This window comes from Clavibacter michiganensis subsp. tessellarius (genome assembly GCF_021922985.1).
Taxonomy (GTDB): Bacteria; Actinomycetota; Actinomycetes; order Actinomycetales; family Microbacteriaceae; genus Clavibacter; species Clavibacter tessellarius.
In genome coordinates this window covers 850,755-865,995 of sequence record NZ_CP040788.1, presented here as the reverse complement: position 1 = coordinate 865,995, position 15,241 = coordinate 850,755, and the positions used below count along the sequence as shown (strand labels likewise).

Here is a 15,241-nt window from a genome sequence, read left to right as displayed (position 1 = left end):
ACCGAGCCGCCTGGGGAGGGACGGTCAGATGGCGCGGCCGGAGTCGATGGCGTCGCGCACGCGCGCGAGGTCGGCGGCGGGATCCGCGTCCGCGGCGGCTCCGGATCCGGCGGCGGCCGGGTCGGCGACCATGCCGGGCACGAGGCACGCGTCGCCCTCGCAGGCGGCGGCGTCGGCGGATCCGCGCATCGCGAGCAGCGGGACCTGCGGCGCCGGCGTCGCGGCCGGAGCGACGACGGCCGGCGCGACCACGGGCGGCGTCCCGGTGGCGGGCGCGGCGCTCATCGCGTCGCCTCCTCGCCCGCGACGACGCGCACGGTCTCGCCGTCGCGCGCGGCCAGCGCCTCGGCGAGGGCGGACGCGAAGACCGTCGGGTCCTGCGCGCCGGAGATGCCGAAGCGCTCGTCGACCACGAAGAAGGGCACGCCCTGGATCCCGTAGGCCACCGCCTGCGCCTGGTCGGCCCGCACGTCGTCGAGATGGCGGTGCGACTCGAGCGCCTCGCGCGCCGCGTCCGCGTCGAGGCCGACCTCGGCCGCGAGCTCGACGAGGTCCGCGACGCGTCCCACGTGGCGCCCCTCGGTGAAGTACGCGGACAGCAGGCGCTCGACCATCTCGAGCTGCAGCCCGTGCGCCCGCGCGTGGTGGAGCAGCTCGTGCGCGAGCACCGTGTTGGTGTGCTGCAGCGCGTCGTAGTCGTAGGCGAGGCCCTCGGCGGCGGCCAGCGCGGTCATGTCGGCGAGCATGGTGCGGACGCGCTCGGCGGGGATGCCCTTGTGCCCGGCGAGGAAGTCCACCTCGGTGCCGGCGAAGTCGACCGGGGTGTCGGGCGCGAGCTCGAAGGAGCGGTAGGTGACCTCGACCGCCGGGGCGTCGGGCGTCTGCGCCGCGAACGCCCGGACGCCGGCCTCGAACCGGCGCTTGCCGACGTAGCACCACGGGCAGGCGATGTCGGACCAGACGTCGACGCGGAGGGCGGGCAGGGCGGAGGCGGGGGTGTCGGTCACGGGTGGGCAACCCGTCGGGAAGGCGGGGCATTCCCGCGGTGTTGCCCGAGCATGGCCGACAGCTCCCCCGCCCCCGTCCCGTCCGGATCCGACGACGCCGCGCCCCGCGGACGGGCGCGCGTGCTCGCCCACGCCGCGCGCCTCGGGATCGGCGTCGAGGTCGTCGAGCGCCCCGACGCCTCCTCGCTCGAGGAGGCCGCCGCGGGCCTCGGCATCCCCCCGTCGCATCTCGTGAAGTCGCTCGTCGTGAAGCGCCACGACGGCGCGCTGCTCCTCGCGCTCGTGCCGGGCGACCGGCAGATCAGCTGGGCGAAGCTGCGCGCGCTCGTGGGCGTCAACAAGCTCTCGATGCCGGCGCCCGAGGTCGCGCTCGAGGCGACGGGCTACGCGCGCGGCACCATCACGCCGCTCGGCGCGGAGGGCGACCTGCCGGTGTACGCCGACGAGCGGGTCCGCGGCCGCCGCATCGGCATGGGCGCGGGCGAGCACGGCGTCTCGGCGCTCGTGGACGCGGACGCGCTCGTCGCGGCGCTCGACGCGACCGTGGGCGACATCACCGACGAGCTGACGATCCGCCGCCCCTGATCCCGCGCGGGGCGGGATGGGGGACGGCGGACCGGTCGTGCGCGGAGCGGGTCAGGCGCCGATGAGCTGCCCGGCCAGGTACCCCATGAGCTCGTCGAGCGGGATGCGCTCCTGCGCCATGGTGTCGCGCTCGCGGACCGTGACGGCCCGGTCGTCGAGCGTGTCGAAGTCGACCGTGACGCAGAACGGCGTGCCGATCTCGTCCTGGCGGCGGTAGCGGCGGCCGATGGCGCCCGCGTCGTCGAACTCGATGTTCCAGACCTTGCGGAGCTCGGCGGCCAGCTCGCGCGCGACCGGCGACAGCCGCTCGTTGCGCGACAGCGGCAGCACGGCCACCTTGACGGGCGCGAGCCGGCGGTCGAGGCGGAGGACCGTGCGCTTGTCGACGCCGCCCTTCGCGTTCGGCGCCTCGTCCTCGTGGTACGCGTCCACCAGGAACGCCATCATCGAGCGGGTGAGGCCGGCCGCGGGCTCGATGACGTACGGGATCCAGCGCTCGTTCTTCGTCTGGTCGAAGTAGGAGAGGTCCTGGCCGGACGCCTCGGAGTGCGTGCGCAGGTCGTAGTCGGTGCGGTTCGCGATGCCCTCGAGCTCGCCCCACGCGCCGCCCGTGAAGCCGAAGCGGTACTCGATGTCGACCGTGCGGGTCGAGTAGTGCGAGAGCTTCTCCGCGGGGTGCTCGAAGAGGCGGAGGTTCTCGGGGTCGATGCCGAGGTCGGTGTACCAGGCGTAGCGCTGGTCGATCCAGTACTGGTGCCACTCGGCGTCGGTGCCGGGCTCGACGAAGAACTCCATCTCCATCTGCTCGAACTCGCGCGTGCGGAAGATCCAGTTCTGCGGCGTGATCTCGTTGCGGAAGCTCTTGCCGATCTGGCCGATGCCGAAGGGCGGCTTCTGGCGCGCGGCGCTCAGGACGTTGGCGAAGTTGACGAAGATGCCCTGCGCCGTCTCGGGGCGGAGGTAGTGCATGCCCTCCTGGTTGTCGACCGGTCCCAGGAAGGTCTTGAGGAGGCCGGAGAAGTTCTGCGGCTCGGTCCAGGAGCCGGGCTGGCCGGTGTCCGGGTCGTTGACGTCGGCGAGGCCGTTGACGGGCGGGTGCCCGTGCTTCGCCTCGTACGCCTCGAGGAGGTGGTCGGCGCGGTAGCGCTTGTGCGTGTGCAGCGACTCGACCAGCGGGTCGCTGAAGACCTCGACGTGGCCGGAGGCCTCCCACACGCGGCGCGGCAGGATGACCGACGAGTCGAGGCCGACGACGTCGTCGCGGCCGTTGACCATGGTCTGCCACCACTGGCGCTTGATGTTCTCCTTGAGCGCCACGCCGAGCGGCCCGTAGTCCCACGCGGAGCGCGAGCCGCCGTAGATCTCACCCGCCTGGAAGACGAACCCGCGCCGCTTGGCGAGGTTGATGACCGGGTCGAGACGCGAGGGGGTTGCCACGTTTGCTCCTTGGTGGGGCCGGACTGGGTGCCCGGTCGGCGGACGGCGACCGCCGGCGGGGCGCCGGCGTCGCCGGGGGAAAGGCGGCCCCCAGTCTACGGGCGCGGGTCGCTCAGTCCTCGTCGCCCGCGGACCGGCGGTGCGCCAGCTCGACGATGCGGATGGTCTCGAGCGCGTCGCGCGGCTCCACCGGCACGGGTCCGCGGCCGCGGACGGCGTCGGCCATCGCCGCGTAGAAGTCGGCGTAGCGGCCGCGCTCGGTGGGGATCCGCTCGCCCGCGGGGTCGCCCGCCGCCTCGACGAGGGTCCCCCAGTCGGACTCCGGCGCCTCGCCGAAGCCGGCGTCGGTCGGCGCCGCGCCGTCCTTGAGGAGCGGCTCCTGCGGGTCGAGCCCGCGCACGGCGTACGCGCCGGCGGTGCCGAGCACGCGGAACCGGGGGCCCGCGAGGGCGGCGACGCGGCTGACGGTGATGTGCGATTGCACGCCCGACTCGTGCAGCAGCGAGTAGAAGGCGTCGTCGTCGCTGGCGGATCCGTCGCGGACGGTCGCGAGCTCGGAGGCGAAGTCGACGACCGGGCCGAAGAGCTGGAGCGCCTGGTCGATGAGGTGGCTGCCGAGGTCGTACGAGATGCCGGCGGCGTCGGCCGGGGTCTCGCGGTCCTGCCAGCGGTCGCGGACGGGCCCACCCCAGCGCTCGAAGGTCGACTCGAAGCGGTGCACGTCGCCCAGGCGTCCGGACTCGATGAGGCGGCGGACGGTGAGGAAGTCGCCGTCGAGGCGGCGGTTCTGGAAGACGGAGAAGGCGACGCCGAGCGCCTCGGCGCGCTCGATGAGCATGAGCGCCTCGTCGACGGTGGCGACGAACGGCTTGTCCATCACGACGGCGAGGTGCGCGTCGAGCGCCTGGAGGCCCTGCTGGAGGTGCGCGGAGGCGGGCGACGCGATGACGACCATGTCGAGCTCGGCGGACCGCGCGAACAGCTCGTCGGCGGAGGCGACGACGTCGGCGCCGGGGTGGCGCTCGCGCACGAGGGCCGCGCGGTCGGGGTCGGACGTGGACACCAGCGCGATGCGGTACTCCGGGCTCGCCTCGAGGAACGGCGCGTGGAAGACCCGGCCGGCGAGCCCGTAGCCGACGATCCCGACGCGGATCGGCGCGTCGGCGGCGGCGTCGGCGGCGGGGTCGGACGGGGCGGCGGGGGCGGTGTCGGGTGTGCTCACCCGTCCGATGCTACTGAGCGCCGGCCTCCCGGTCGCCGGCGTCCGGGGCGTCGGGATCCTCCGCGGACCCCTCGTCGTCGCCTGCCGCGTGCGCGTCGACCGCGCCGCCGAAGCGCCGGTCGCGGTGGACGTAGCTCTCGACGGCGTCCCAGAGGTCCTTCCGCCGGAAGTCGGGCCAGAGCCGGTCGAGGAACACCATCTCGGCGTACGCCGACTGCCAGAGCAGGAAGTTGCTCGTGCGCTGCTCGCCGGAGCTGCGGATGAAGAGGTCGACGTCCGGCACGTCCGGCAGGTAGAGGTAGCGCTGGATCGTGCGCTCGTCGACGCGCGACGCCTTGAGCCGGCCGGCGTCCACGTCCTCCGCGATGCGCTTGACGGCGTCGCCGATCTCGGTGCGCCCGCCGTAGTTGATGCACATCGTGAGCGTCATGCCGGTGTTGTCCTTGGTCATCTCCTCCGCGACCCGCAGGTCGTCGATGACGCTGCGCCAGAGGCGCGGGCGCCGGCCGGCCCAGCGGATCCGCACGTTCCAGGCGTTCAGCTGGTCGCGGCGGCGGTGGATCACGTCGCGGTTGAAGCCCATGAGGAAGCGGACCTCCGCGGGCGAGCGCTTCCAGTTCTCGGTCGAGAACGCGTACACGGACAGGTGCGTCGCGCCGAGCTGCACGGCGCCGGCGACCGTGTCGAACCAGGCCTCCTCGCCCGCCTGGTGCCCGGCGGTGCGCGGGAGGCCGCGCTGGTTGGCCCAGCGGCCGTTGCCGTCCATCACGACCGCGATGTGCTTCGGCACGAGCTCGGCGGGGATGGCGGGCGGCCGCTCCCCCGTCCAGTCGAGCGGCAGGTCGGTGCGGCCGGGGACCTCGGGGCGTCGGCTCATGGGGTCGTCTCCTGTGCTCGGGATCGGTCGGCGGGGTCGGTGGTCGCGCGGGCGGCGGTCGCGTCGTCGGGCTCGGCGTCGCGCGGCGTGGCCCGCACGACGGACGCGGTCGCGGCGGCGAGGGCGGCGGCGGGATCCGGGTCGGCGCCGTCGAGGTCGGGCGCGTCGAGCGGCACGGGCTGCTCGGTCGGCGGCAGCAGCTGGCGGGCGTCGCTGCGGTCGACGAGGCCGAGCGAGCGGATCCCCCGGTCGAGGTGCCACTGCGCGTACGCCGCGACGACGCCGCTCGCCCGCGCCTGGGACCGCAGCGTCGCCGCCTCGGCGTGCCGCCAGTCGCCCGTGAGGAGGGCGGACAGGAGCGCGAGGGTGTCCGGGTCGAGGCGCGGGGATCCGGGCGGGGCGGCCGCGTCGGCGACCACGCCGCCGAGCTGCACGACGAACGCGGAGTGGGGTCCGGGCGCGCCCGTGACCGCGCAGTCCTGGAAGCTGGGCGCCCAGCCCGCCATCGAGAGGCTCCGCAGCAGGTACGAGTCGAGCGTGAGGCTCGCGCCGTGCTCCCGGCGGCTCAGCGACCGGAGCGCGCCGACGAGGAGCAGGTACTGCTGCAGCGACCCCTCGTCCTCGGTGACGCGGTCGGCCGTCTCCACCATCGCGCTGGCCGCCGTGTAGCTGCCGTAGTCGGTCGCGATGAGGGCGCCGTAGGAGGCGATGGACTCGGCCTGCGTGATGATGTCGAGCGTCCGGCCCTCGAAGAACTGCGCGTCGGCGACCATGAAGGGCTCGAGCCGCGCGCCGAACTTCGACTGCGTGCGGCGCACGCCCTTCGCGACCGCGCGGATCTTGCCGTGCTGCCGCGAGAGCATCGTGACGATCCGGTCCGCCTCGCCCAGCTTGTGGGTGCGCAGGACGACGATCTCGTCACGGTAGAGGGGCACCTGTCGATTATCCGCCCCGCGGCCGGGCTCCCCCTCCGCCGCCGCGCGGGGCGGGTCCGGTCCGCCCGGCGTCACGGGTCCGGGAGCGACGCCCGCGCTGTGCTATCAAGGGGAGGCCATGGATCCCGTCCCCCTCACCATCCCGCTGTGGGCGGACCTCCTGGCGGTGAGCATCGGCAGCCTCCAGGGCGCCATGTTCGCGGCGGGCTTCCGCGACCGGCGGCTCGACCTGCTGGGCGTCGCCATCATCGGCACGGCCACCGGGCTCGGCGGCGGCCTCCTCCGCGACGTGTTCCTCAACGTCACGCCGGCCGCGCTCTCCAGCAACTGGCTCATGCTCGTCGCCGTGGCCGCAGCCCTCGGGGGCATGCTGCTCGAGCGGATCTTCACCCGGCTCGACGTCGTCATCACCGTGCTCGACGCGCTCACCATCGGGCTCTTCTGCGCCATCGGCACGTCGAAGGCGATGGCCGCCGGCGTCCCGGAGGTGCCCGCCGTGTTCATCGGCGTCGTCTCGGCGGTCGGCGGCTCGTTCGTGCGCGATCTGCTGCTCAACCTGCCCATCGCCATGATGCACGTCGGCTCGCTCTACGCGGTCGCGGCCGGCGTGGGCGCGATCATCGTGGTCGCGCTGGCCGCGTTCGGCGTGCCGATGTGGATCGCCGCCATCGTGTGCGTCGCGATCACCGCCACCACGCGGCTCCTCGCGGTGCGCTTCGGCTGGAGCCTGCCCGAGCAGCGGGCGCTCAGCCGCCTGCGGTTCACGGCGCTGCGCCGGCCGCGTCCGCGCCGCTGACCCGGCGCGACGGGAGCCCGCACGCGTCGCTCCCCGCGCACGACGGACCCCGCACCGAGGACCGCGCGTACGACGACGGCCGGGCGTCGCCGCCCGGCCGTCGTCGTGCCCCGCGGATCAGACCGCGGCCAGCTCCGGCTCGCGCACGCGGCGGCGGATCGCCCGGTTGACGCCCGAGACGATGGCCTCGAGCGACGCCGTGGAGCTGTCCTCGTCGATGCCGACGCCCCAGAGGCGCACGCCCTCGACCTCGAGCTCCACGTAGGACGCGGCCAGCGCGTCGCCGCTCGCGCTGAGGGCGTGCTCCACGTAGTCGAGGAGGCGCACGTCGACGCCCTGGTCGGCGAGCACCTGCAGGAACGCCGCGATCGGCCCGTTGCCCGCGGCGGACGCCTGCCGCACCTCGTCGCCGTCGCGGAGCTCGACGTCCAGGGAGACGGATCCGCCCATGTCGCTCGAGGTGCGCGTGGAGGTGAGCTCGAACCGGCCCCACTTCTCCTCGACGCGGTCCAGCGGCGCGGGGAGGTACTCGTCCTGGAAGATCGACCAGATCTGCGCGCTCGTGACCTCGCCGCCCTCGGCGTCGGTCTTCGCCTGCACGACGCCGGAGAACTCGATCTGCAGCCGGCGCGGCAGGTCGAGCGAGTGGTCGGCCTTCAGCAGGTAGGCGACGCCGCCCTTGCCGGACTGGGAGTTGACGCGGATCACGGCCTCATAGGAGCGGCCGAGGTCCTGCGGGTCCACCGGCAGGTAGGGCACGGCCCACGGGATCTCGTCGACCGTCCTGCCCTGGGACGCGGCGTCGACGGCCATGGCCTCGAAGCCCTTCTTGATGGCGTCCTGGTGCGACCCGCTGAACGCGGTGTAGACGAGGTCGCCCGCCCAGGGGCTCCGCTCGGGCACGGCCAGCTGGTTGCAGTGCTCGGCGGTGCGCTTGATGCCGTCGAGGTCGCTGAAGTCGATCTCGGGGTCGATGCCCTGCGTGAACAGGTTGATGCCGAGGGCGACGAGGTCGACGTTGCCGGTCCGCTCGCCGTTGCCGAACAGGCAGCCCTCGATGCGGTCGGCGCCGGCCAGGTAGCCGAGCTCAGCGGCGGCGACGGCCGTGCCGCGGTCGTTGTGCGGGTGCAGCGACACGATGACCTCGTCGCGGCGGTCGATGTGGCGGCACATCCACTCGATGGAGTCGGCGTAGACGTTCGGGGTCGCCATCTCCACGGTCGCCGGCAGGTTGAGGATCACCTTGCGCTCGGGGGTCGGGTCGAGGACCTCGACGACCCGGTTGCAGATCTCGGCCGCGAACTCGAGCTCGGTGCCCGTGTAGCTCTCCGGCGAGTACTCGTAGTAGACGTCCACGTCCGGGATCGTCTCCTCGTACCGCTTGCAGAGGCGCGCGCCCTCGAGCGCGATGTCGATGATCCCCTGGCGGTCGGTGCGGAACACCACGTCGCGCTGCAGCACGCTCGTGGAGTTGTAGAGGTGGACGATGGCCTGCTTCGCGCCGCGGATCGACTCGTAGGTGCGGGCGATGAGGTGCTCGCGCGCCTGCGTGAGCACCTGGATGGTGACGTCGTCGGGGATCGCGCCCTCCTCGATGAGGCTGCGCACGAAGTCGAAGTCGGTCTGGCTGGCCGACGGGAAGCCGACCTCGATCTCCTTGTAGCCCATGCGCACGAGCAGGTCGAACATGATCCGCTTGCGCTCGGGGCTCATCGGGTCGATGAGGGCCTGGTTGCCGTCGCGGAGGTCGACCGCGCACCAGCGCGGGGCCTGGGTGATCCGGCGGGCGGGCCAGGTGCGGTCGGGCAGCTCCACGGTGATCTGCTCGTGGAACGGGCGGTACTTGTGGATCGGCATCCCGCTGGGGGTCTGCGTGCTCTTCATGGTCGTCTCCTCGTCGATGTCGGGTCAGCCGTGACGGGACTCCGCGACGAGGAGGGCCGGATCAGGCCTCGCCGCGGCGACTAAGGAGGAGGCGGCCGGACTGCATGCCTCCACGGTACACCGGCCTCCGGGCGGTCCGCACCCGCGGGCGCGCGGCCGCGTCGGTCAGCGGGCGGAGCGGAGCACGCGCGTGAGGTCGCGCACCGACGTGGACGGCAGGTAGGCGCGGGTGAGCGCGAGCCCGATGGTGGGGAGCGCCGTCGCGTCCGGGTAGGCCATGATCAGCGGCACCAGCTCGGGCTGGAACTTGCGCTTGAACTCCAGCAGCGAGCGGAAGCCGTACACGGGCTCCAGCGAGTCGGCGAGGAACTCGAGGATCCGCTCCACCGCGCTCTCCCGGGGCTCCTCCCCCGCCGCGTCCGACTCCCCGGCGGAGGACGCGGCCCGGGTCTGCGCGAGAGGCGCCGCGGACAGGCTCATGAACTCGATGCCGTCCTCCTTCATCCGCATCGCGGAGCGGGCGATGAGGAACTCCATCACGCCGTTGATGCCGTCGGGCCGGCGCCGCATGAAGTCGAGCGTCCAGCCGACCACCTGTCCGTCGCGCCAGGTGGGGAGCCAGCTCGTGGCCGCCTGCACCCGGTCGTCGGCGTCGACCGCGAGCATGAGCCGCACCTGCGGGTCGCGCAGCTCCTCGACGCCGCCGAGCGTGAAGCCCATCTCGGGCAGCTCCTTCTCGGCGACCCACTCCTCGGACATCTGGTCGATCTGGCCCGCCCAGGCCAGCGGCAGCTCGCCCCACGTGGTCCACTCGGCGCGGATCCCCGCCCGGTCGGCGCGGTTGATCGAGGTGCGCACGTCCTGCCACTTCTTGCCCGTGGTCTGCCACGTGCCCGGGCGCACGACCGTCTCCTCGGCGACGACGAGCGTCTCCCAGCCCATGTCGCGGAAGATCGGGGTGAGGGTCGCGGGCACGCTGTAGAAGACCGGCGTCCAGCCGTTGTCGTCGGCGTAGCGCGCGAACTGGCCGAGGACGTCGCGGAGGGCCCGCTCGTCGTCGGCGGGCGCGCCGAAGGGCGCCGCCGTGGTGATCGCGACGCTGCCCACCACGCGGTAGGCGACGACCGTCGCCCCGTCGGCGGCGATCCAGTACGAGTTGCCGGGCCAGGTGGCCATGTGCGAGAGCGATCCGATCGCCCCGCGCTCGAGCGCCGGTCGCACGAGCGACGCGGCCCGGGGCACGGCGGCCATGCGGACGTCCGCGATGGCCCGGAGGCTCGCGATCACGAGGATGATCCAGAACGCGGGGCCGACGCCGCGGTACACGACGTCGGTGATCGGGTCCGTCGGCAGGAAGTCGAGCGACTCGCCGCGGAGGAACGACGCCGGGATGAAGCGGTCGGGCGCCTCCGCCACCAGGTCGTTGAGGTCGACGGTGCGCGTGAAGCCGTCCGCCAGCGCGAGGCCGACGCCCACGAAGAGCGACATGAGGCCCGCGAGCGCCGCGCCCACCGTGATGAGGAAGCGGCGGATGGCCGGGGCCGTGGAGAGGATCGTGAAGTGCCGCCGCATCAGCACGAGCACGATGGCGCTGCCGAGCGGCAGCAGCACGGACGCCACGAGCGCCGCCACCGCCTCGGGGTGCGCGGACGGGGACGCGGACAGGCGGGGCGAGACCATGTCGCGGTGCACGAGCATCCCGAAGGCGTACGCCGACAGGACGGCGAGCAGCGCGTTGACCGCGACGGCGAGCCACACGGCGAAGCGGCGCCCCCGGGCGAGGCCGTAGGCGGCGACGAGGAGGGCGAGCAGCGGGGCGACGGACAGCAGGATCGGGCCCACGCCGCCGCCGATGCGGGCCAGCATGATCTCCTGCAGGCAGTCGTGCGTGAAGTCGCTCGACAGGCAGCGCGTGGAGATGGCGTCGCCCGGCACGCGGTCGTCGACGAACAGGAGGGCGATGGGCGCGAGCGGCCCGTAGCGGCTCCGCGACAGCAGGGCGATGGCCGGGCCGGTGCCGAGGATGCCGACGACGGCGGCGAGGATCACCCGCACCTCGTGGTGGGAGCTGCGCTGCCAGCGCGCGCCGCCGCCCGGCCGGTGGAGGAGCCCGCCCGCGACGCCGCCCGCGATGATCGCGAGGAGCCGGTACAGGTCCGACGGCTGCCCGGAGTACAGCAGGAACACGAGCACCACGACCGCGAGGACGACGCGGATGCGCCGCCGCCACAGCACCCCGGCCCACGCGCTCGAGAGGGCGAGGACGCCGGCCACCGCCGTGAGCGGATCCGCCGTGGCGATGCCGCGCACGCCGTGCGACCACAGCTCGCCGTCCACGAGGCCCTGCGCCTGCACCGCGATGCCGAGGAGCGATCCGACGGTGCCCGTGAGGACGAAGCCGAGGAGGGTGCGCCACCAGCCCATCAGCCGCTCGGCGGCGCCGACGAGCACGAGGACGGCGAGGAGGGACACGACGAGCTCGACCGGGCCGTCCGTGAGGAAGGCGGCGGTCGCCGTCGTCCACCAGTGGCCGCGTTCGACGACCGGGAGGTAGCCCGTCGCGAGGTCGTGGTGGATCACGTGCGCCCAGTGGTCGGACACCGCGGGGAGCACGCCGAGCAGCAGGATCACGGCGGCGATGCCGAGGGTCACCGGCTGGGCCAGGAGCCGGGCGGCCAGCGCGCGGGCGGCGCCACGGACGGTGAGGATGCGGGGGCGGGCGCTCATCGCGTGAGCCCCAGCCGCTGCGCGAGCGTCGGGGTGACGTCGGCGACGCAGAGGTTGACGGCCCCCCAGTCGTGCGCGCGTCCCGGTGCCGTGCTCATCCGCGTGACCATGCCCGCGGCCTGGGCCGCTGCCTGCACCTGCTCGACCTCGGGCCGGTACTGCTGGTCGTTCTCGCCGACGCAGAAGTACGCCGCGCTGTCCTCGTAGGGGCGCCTGGCCTCCATGATGGCCGCCGGGAACGCCGCCGCGTACTGCGCCTGGGAGCCGCCGAAGCCGGCTGCCACGGTGTCGCCGCCGCGCGACGGGGCGACCTCGCCGGAGATGTCGACGAACGTGCCGAAGAGGTCGGGGTGCGACGACCCGAGCTGCGCCGCGCACGTGCCGCCCTGCGAGAAGCCGAGCACCGCCCAGTGGTCGCGACCGGGCAGCACGCGCAGGTGGGCGGTGATCCACGCCGGGACGTCCACCGTCAGGTACGTGTCGGTGTTCCCGAGGGGCGAGTCGACGCACATCGGGTTGGCGCCCTGCGCCCCGAGCTGGTCGGGGATCACCACGATGGGCGCGAGGCCCCCGTGCGTCGCGGCGAAGCGGTCGAGGACCTTGTCCATGCGGCCCGAGTCGACGAGGTCGAGCGGGGAGCCGGGCTGCCCGGACATGGCCACGACCACGGGCAGCGCGGGGGCGTCGGCCACCAGCGCCGCGGGCGGCAGGTAGACGAGCGCGTCGCGGGCGGGGAACCCGGACTGCGTGCCCGGGATCGTGACGCTGCCGACGCGGCCCCGCGGGGGCAGGTTCTCCTGCGCCTTCCAGGTCGCCTCCACCGGGTCGCTCGACGCGGGTTCGGCGGCGGGGTCCTCCGGACCCGCGACGGACGACAGGTCGAGCGGTCCGATGCGCGACAGGCCGAAGGCGGCCGCGATGTTCGGGTACTCCTGGATGTCCGCGTTGATCCCCACGGCGGCCGAGAACGCCACCGCGGGCACGGTCACGGCCGCGACGACCGCGTGCAGGACGCGCAGGCGGCGCGGCGCCGGGCCGAGTCCGCCGACGCCCGTGACCGCGCGCCTGCTGCCGAGCAGCGTCACGACGGCGAGTCCGAGCCCGAGCCCGCCGAGGGCCGTCCACGCCCGCGTCGGGCCGGACAGGATGACGCCGAAGAGGTCGAGGGCGTCGCCGAGGATCCAGGTGAGGGCGAGGCCCGCGACGGCGCCGGTCGCGGCGCCGATGAGGAGCGCGCGCCGGGTGCGCCGGGGATCCGCGCTGCGGGCGCCGGTGCGCAGGCGCGCCCGGCGGGCGATGACGGCGAGGAGCACGAAGACGACGATCGAGCCGACCGTCGACGCGGTCACGAACGACGCCGAGATGATCGGCAGGTCGGCGAGGTCGTGGAGCACGGAGGGTTCCTCTGGAACGGGGAGCGATGGCGGCGATCGAATCTAGCCCACCGGCCCGGGCGGACCCGGGTGGGCGTGCAGAGCGGCTAGGCGCGCGGCTGCGTCCCCGTGAGCCGGTGCTCGAAGGCGAAGACCACGAGTTGCACGCGGTCGCGGAGGCTGAGCTTCGCGAGGATGCGGCTCACGTGGGTCTTCACGGTCGCCTCGCTGAGGAACTCGGCCTGCGCGATCTCGGCGTTGCTGAGCCCGCGCGCCGCCAGGACGAAGATCTCGCGCTCCCGGGAGGTCAGCGCGGCGAAGGCGGGCGGGGCGACGCGCGGCTGGGATCCGGGGTCGAAGTGCTCGAGCAGCTGGCGGGTCGCGGAGGCCGCGATGACCGAGTTGCCGGCGTGGACCGTGCGGATGGCGGCGAGCAGGAACTCGGGGTCGGCGTCCTTCAGCACGAAGCCGCTCGCGCCGGCGCGGATGGCGCGCGCGGCGCTCTCGTCGAGGTCGAAGGTGGTGAGCACGAGGATCCGCGGCGGCCGTTCGCCCCGGGCGTCGGCCGCGCGCAGCACCTCGGCGGTCGCGTGGATGCCGTCCATCACGGGCATGCGGATGTCCATGAGGATCACGTCCGGCCGCTGCTCCCGCGCGAGGCCCACGGCCTCCTCGCCGTTGGCCGCCTCCCCGGCGAACTCGAGGTCGGGCTGCGAGGAGATGAGCATGCGGACGCCCGTGCGGAACAGGGCCTGGTCGTCGACCAGGGCGACGCGGATGGGGGGTGTCGGCACGGGGGTCCTTCTGTCGGAGCGGAGCGGGCGGGGTGGAGCGGCTGTGCGGTGCGGCGGAGGGCCGGGTCAGGGCCGCGCGGGCGGGTCGTCGGCGGCGCGCCGGGCCGCGGCCGCGACGCCACGGGCGGCGGCGGTGCGGTGCGGGCTGACGGCGGCGCCCAGCGTCGCGGTGCCGGCGGCGGCCGCCTCGGGCGGGAAGAGCTCGTCGAGCGTGAGCGGCCGGCTGCGGGCGTCGGGTCCGGTCGCGGCCTCGGCGCCGGCGACCGGCACGCGCGGGACGGGCCGGGTCGCCGGCGCGAAGGGGACCCACGCCGAGACCGTCCACACGCCGTCGCGCACGCCCGCGGAGAACCGGCCGCCGGACAGCGTCGCGCGCTCGCGCATGCCCGCGAGCCCGTGGCCGACCGGCTGCGGGGAGGTCGCGGGAGCGGGCGGCAGCACGGGCAGCGCGATGATCCCGGTGGTGGTGCGCGGCGGCCGGACCGGGTCCGGCAGCGTGCGGCTGCGCACCGCGACCGACACGCCGTCGGGCTCCCACGCCAGCTCCACGTCGACGGGATGCGCGACGTCGCCGTGCCGCAGCACGTTGGTGAGCGCCTCCTGCACGATCCGGTAGACGGCGAGCTGCTGGCCGGTGCCGAACGCGCCCGGCTCCCCCGTCTCGACGAAGGCGATCGTGAGGCCCGTGGAGCGCATCTGCTCGATGAGGTCGCTGAGCTCCTTGAGCTCGGGCTGCGGGCTGTCGTCGGAGCTGTGCCGGAGCTGCGCCAGGAGGATCCGCACGTCGCCCAGCGCCTGCCGGGCGGTCGTGGAGATGGTGCGGAGCGCCTGGTCCGACGCCTCGGGATCCACGAGCCGGGCGTAGCGCGCGCCGTCGGCCTGGGCGATCACGACGGCCAGCGAGTGCGCGACCACGTCGTGCATGTCCCGGGCGATGCGGTTCCGCTCCTGCTCGACCACGACGTCGTGCAGCGCCCGCGCCTGGTCGCGCTCGGCGGTCTCCTGCGCGCTCCGGCTGGCGTGCGACGCGCGCGACGCGACGACGAGGCGGCCCGCCGTCCACGAGGCGAGCAGAACGCTCCACGCGCAGAGGAGGAGGAAGAGCACGAGGGTGGCGTACGCCGTCCACTCCCCCGTGCTGAAGGCCGCGCTGCCGATGGGCACGCGCCCGGACTCGTACGAGAGGTAGAGGGCGGCGACGACGCCGCCGACGAGCGCCGAGGCGAGGCCGAGCGCGCGCACGAGCCGGCCCCCGTAGGCGGCGGTGCAGTAGACGACGCCCGCGACGGCGAGGTCGCCGGGCTCGACGCCCACGCCCGCGCCCATCTGGATGACGGCGCCCGCCCACGCGACGGCGAGCGAGAGGCCGGGCGACAGGCGGCGCACGGCGAGGGCCGCGCCCATGACGAGCACGAGGACGAGGGAGACCGGCGAGGTCGTGAACGAGAAGACGCCGAAGGCGCCGGCGGCCATGACGCCGATCGACCCGGGGGCGAGGAGGGCGACGAACGCCACGGCGAGGACGACGTCGAGGACGACCTGGTACCTCGGGATCCTGCGCAGCATGGGACCACCGTACGGGCCGCGCCCGGCGGACGCGCCCG

Annotated in this window: 12 protein-coding genes and 1 pseudogene; 2 read left to right on the top strand and 11 right to left on the bottom strand. The window is 74.3% G+C overall.

The window, feature by feature from the left end:
- Positions 1-24: 24 nt before the first annotated feature.
- Both FGG90_RS03960 and FGG90_RS03955 read right to left on the bottom strand, forming a co-directional pair.
- Positions 25-285, bottom strand: a complete 261-nt coding sequence (locus FGG90_RS03960) for a hypothetical protein (protein WP_094130213.1) — start codon at positions 283-285, stop codon at positions 25-27.
- A complete protein-coding gene (locus tag FGG90_RS03955) occupies positions 282-1,007 on the bottom strand; it encodes a DsbA family oxidoreductase (protein ID WP_094130216.1) in 726 nt (241 codons plus the stop codon). The genes FGG90_RS03960 and FGG90_RS03955 overlap by 4 nt, the downstream gene beginning before the upstream one ends.
- A 51-nt stretch (positions 1,008-1,058) precedes the next feature.
- Here FGG90_RS03955 and FGG90_RS03950 point away from each other — a divergent pair, with 51 nt between their 5' ends.
- A complete protein-coding gene (locus FGG90_RS03950) occupies positions 1,059-1,592 on the top strand; it encodes an aminoacyl-tRNA deacylase (RefSeq protein WP_094130219.1) in 534 nt (177 codons plus the stop codon).
- 51 nt (positions 1,593-1,643) lie between these two features.
- On the opposite strand, the gene FGG90_RS03945 is transcribed toward FGG90_RS03950, so the two are convergent.
- From FGG90_RS03945 to recO, 4 genes and pseudogenes are all read right to left on the bottom strand, one after another.
- A complete protein-coding gene (locus FGG90_RS03945; RefSeq protein ID WP_094130222.1) occupies positions 1,644-3,029 on the bottom strand; it encodes a glycine--tRNA ligase in 1,386 nt (461 codons plus the stop codon).
- A gap of 112 nt (positions 3,030-3,141) precedes the next feature.
- Positions 3,142-4,251 (bottom strand): Gfo/Idh/MocA family protein, encoded by a 1,110-nt coding sequence (locus tag FGG90_RS03940; protein ID WP_094130225.1) that lies wholly within the window; start codon positions 4,249-4,251, stop codon positions 3,142-3,144.
- Positions 4,252-4,261: 10 nt separating this feature from the next.
- A complete protein-coding gene (locus FGG90_RS03935; protein WP_094130228.1) occupies positions 4,262-5,128 on the bottom strand; it encodes an isoprenyl transferase in 867 nt (288 codons plus the stop codon).
- Positions 5,129-5,349: 221 nt separating this feature from the next.
- Positions 5,350-6,063, bottom strand: a pseudogene (recO, locus tag FGG90_RS03930) (DNA repair protein RecO); the annotation flags it as partial.
- Positions 6,064-6,181: 118 nt separating this feature from the next.
- Between recO and FGG90_RS03925 the strand changes: the two are divergent.
- Complete coding sequence (locus FGG90_RS03925; RefSeq protein WP_094130234.1) at positions 6,182-6,859, top strand: trimeric intracellular cation channel family protein; 678 nt, start codon at positions 6,182-6,184, stop codon at positions 6,857-6,859.
- A 117-nt stretch (positions 6,860-6,976) separates the two neighbouring features.
- Here the strand turns inward: FGG90_RS03925 and leuA are convergent, their stop codons facing one another.
- From leuA to FGG90_RS03900, 5 genes are all read right to left on the bottom strand, one after another.
- Positions 6,977-8,743 carry a 2-isopropylmalate synthase gene (gene leuA / locus FGG90_RS03920; protein ID WP_094130237.1) on the bottom strand — a complete coding sequence of 589 codons (1,767 nt, stop codon included), beginning with the start codon at positions 8,741-8,743 and terminating at the stop codon, positions 6,977-6,979.
- Positions 8,744-8,908: 165 nt separating this feature from the next.
- Positions 8,909-11,470: a bifunctional lysylphosphatidylglycerol flippase/synthetase MprF gene (locus tag FGG90_RS03915; RefSeq protein WP_094130240.1), complete on the bottom strand. Its 2,562-nt coding sequence runs from the start codon at positions 11,468-11,470 to the stop codon at positions 8,909-8,911.
- Positions 11,467-12,864: an alpha/beta hydrolase-fold protein gene (locus FGG90_RS03910; protein WP_094130243.1), complete on the bottom strand. Its 1,398-nt coding sequence runs from the start codon at positions 12,862-12,864 to the stop codon at positions 11,467-11,469. The genes FGG90_RS03915 and FGG90_RS03910 overlap by 4 nt, the downstream gene beginning before the upstream one ends.
- A gap of 86 nt (positions 12,865-12,950) precedes the next feature.
- On the bottom strand, positions 12,951-13,637 hold the full coding sequence (locus FGG90_RS03905; RefSeq protein ID WP_094130246.1) for a response regulator: 687 nt from the start codon (positions 13,635-13,637) through the stop codon (positions 12,951-12,953).
- 66 nt (positions 13,638-13,703) lie between these two features.
- Positions 13,704-15,203: a sensor histidine kinase gene (locus tag FGG90_RS03900; RefSeq protein ID WP_094130249.1), complete on the bottom strand. Its 1,500-nt coding sequence runs from the start codon at positions 15,201-15,203 to the stop codon at positions 13,704-13,706.
- Positions 15,204-15,241: the final 38 nt, after the last annotated feature.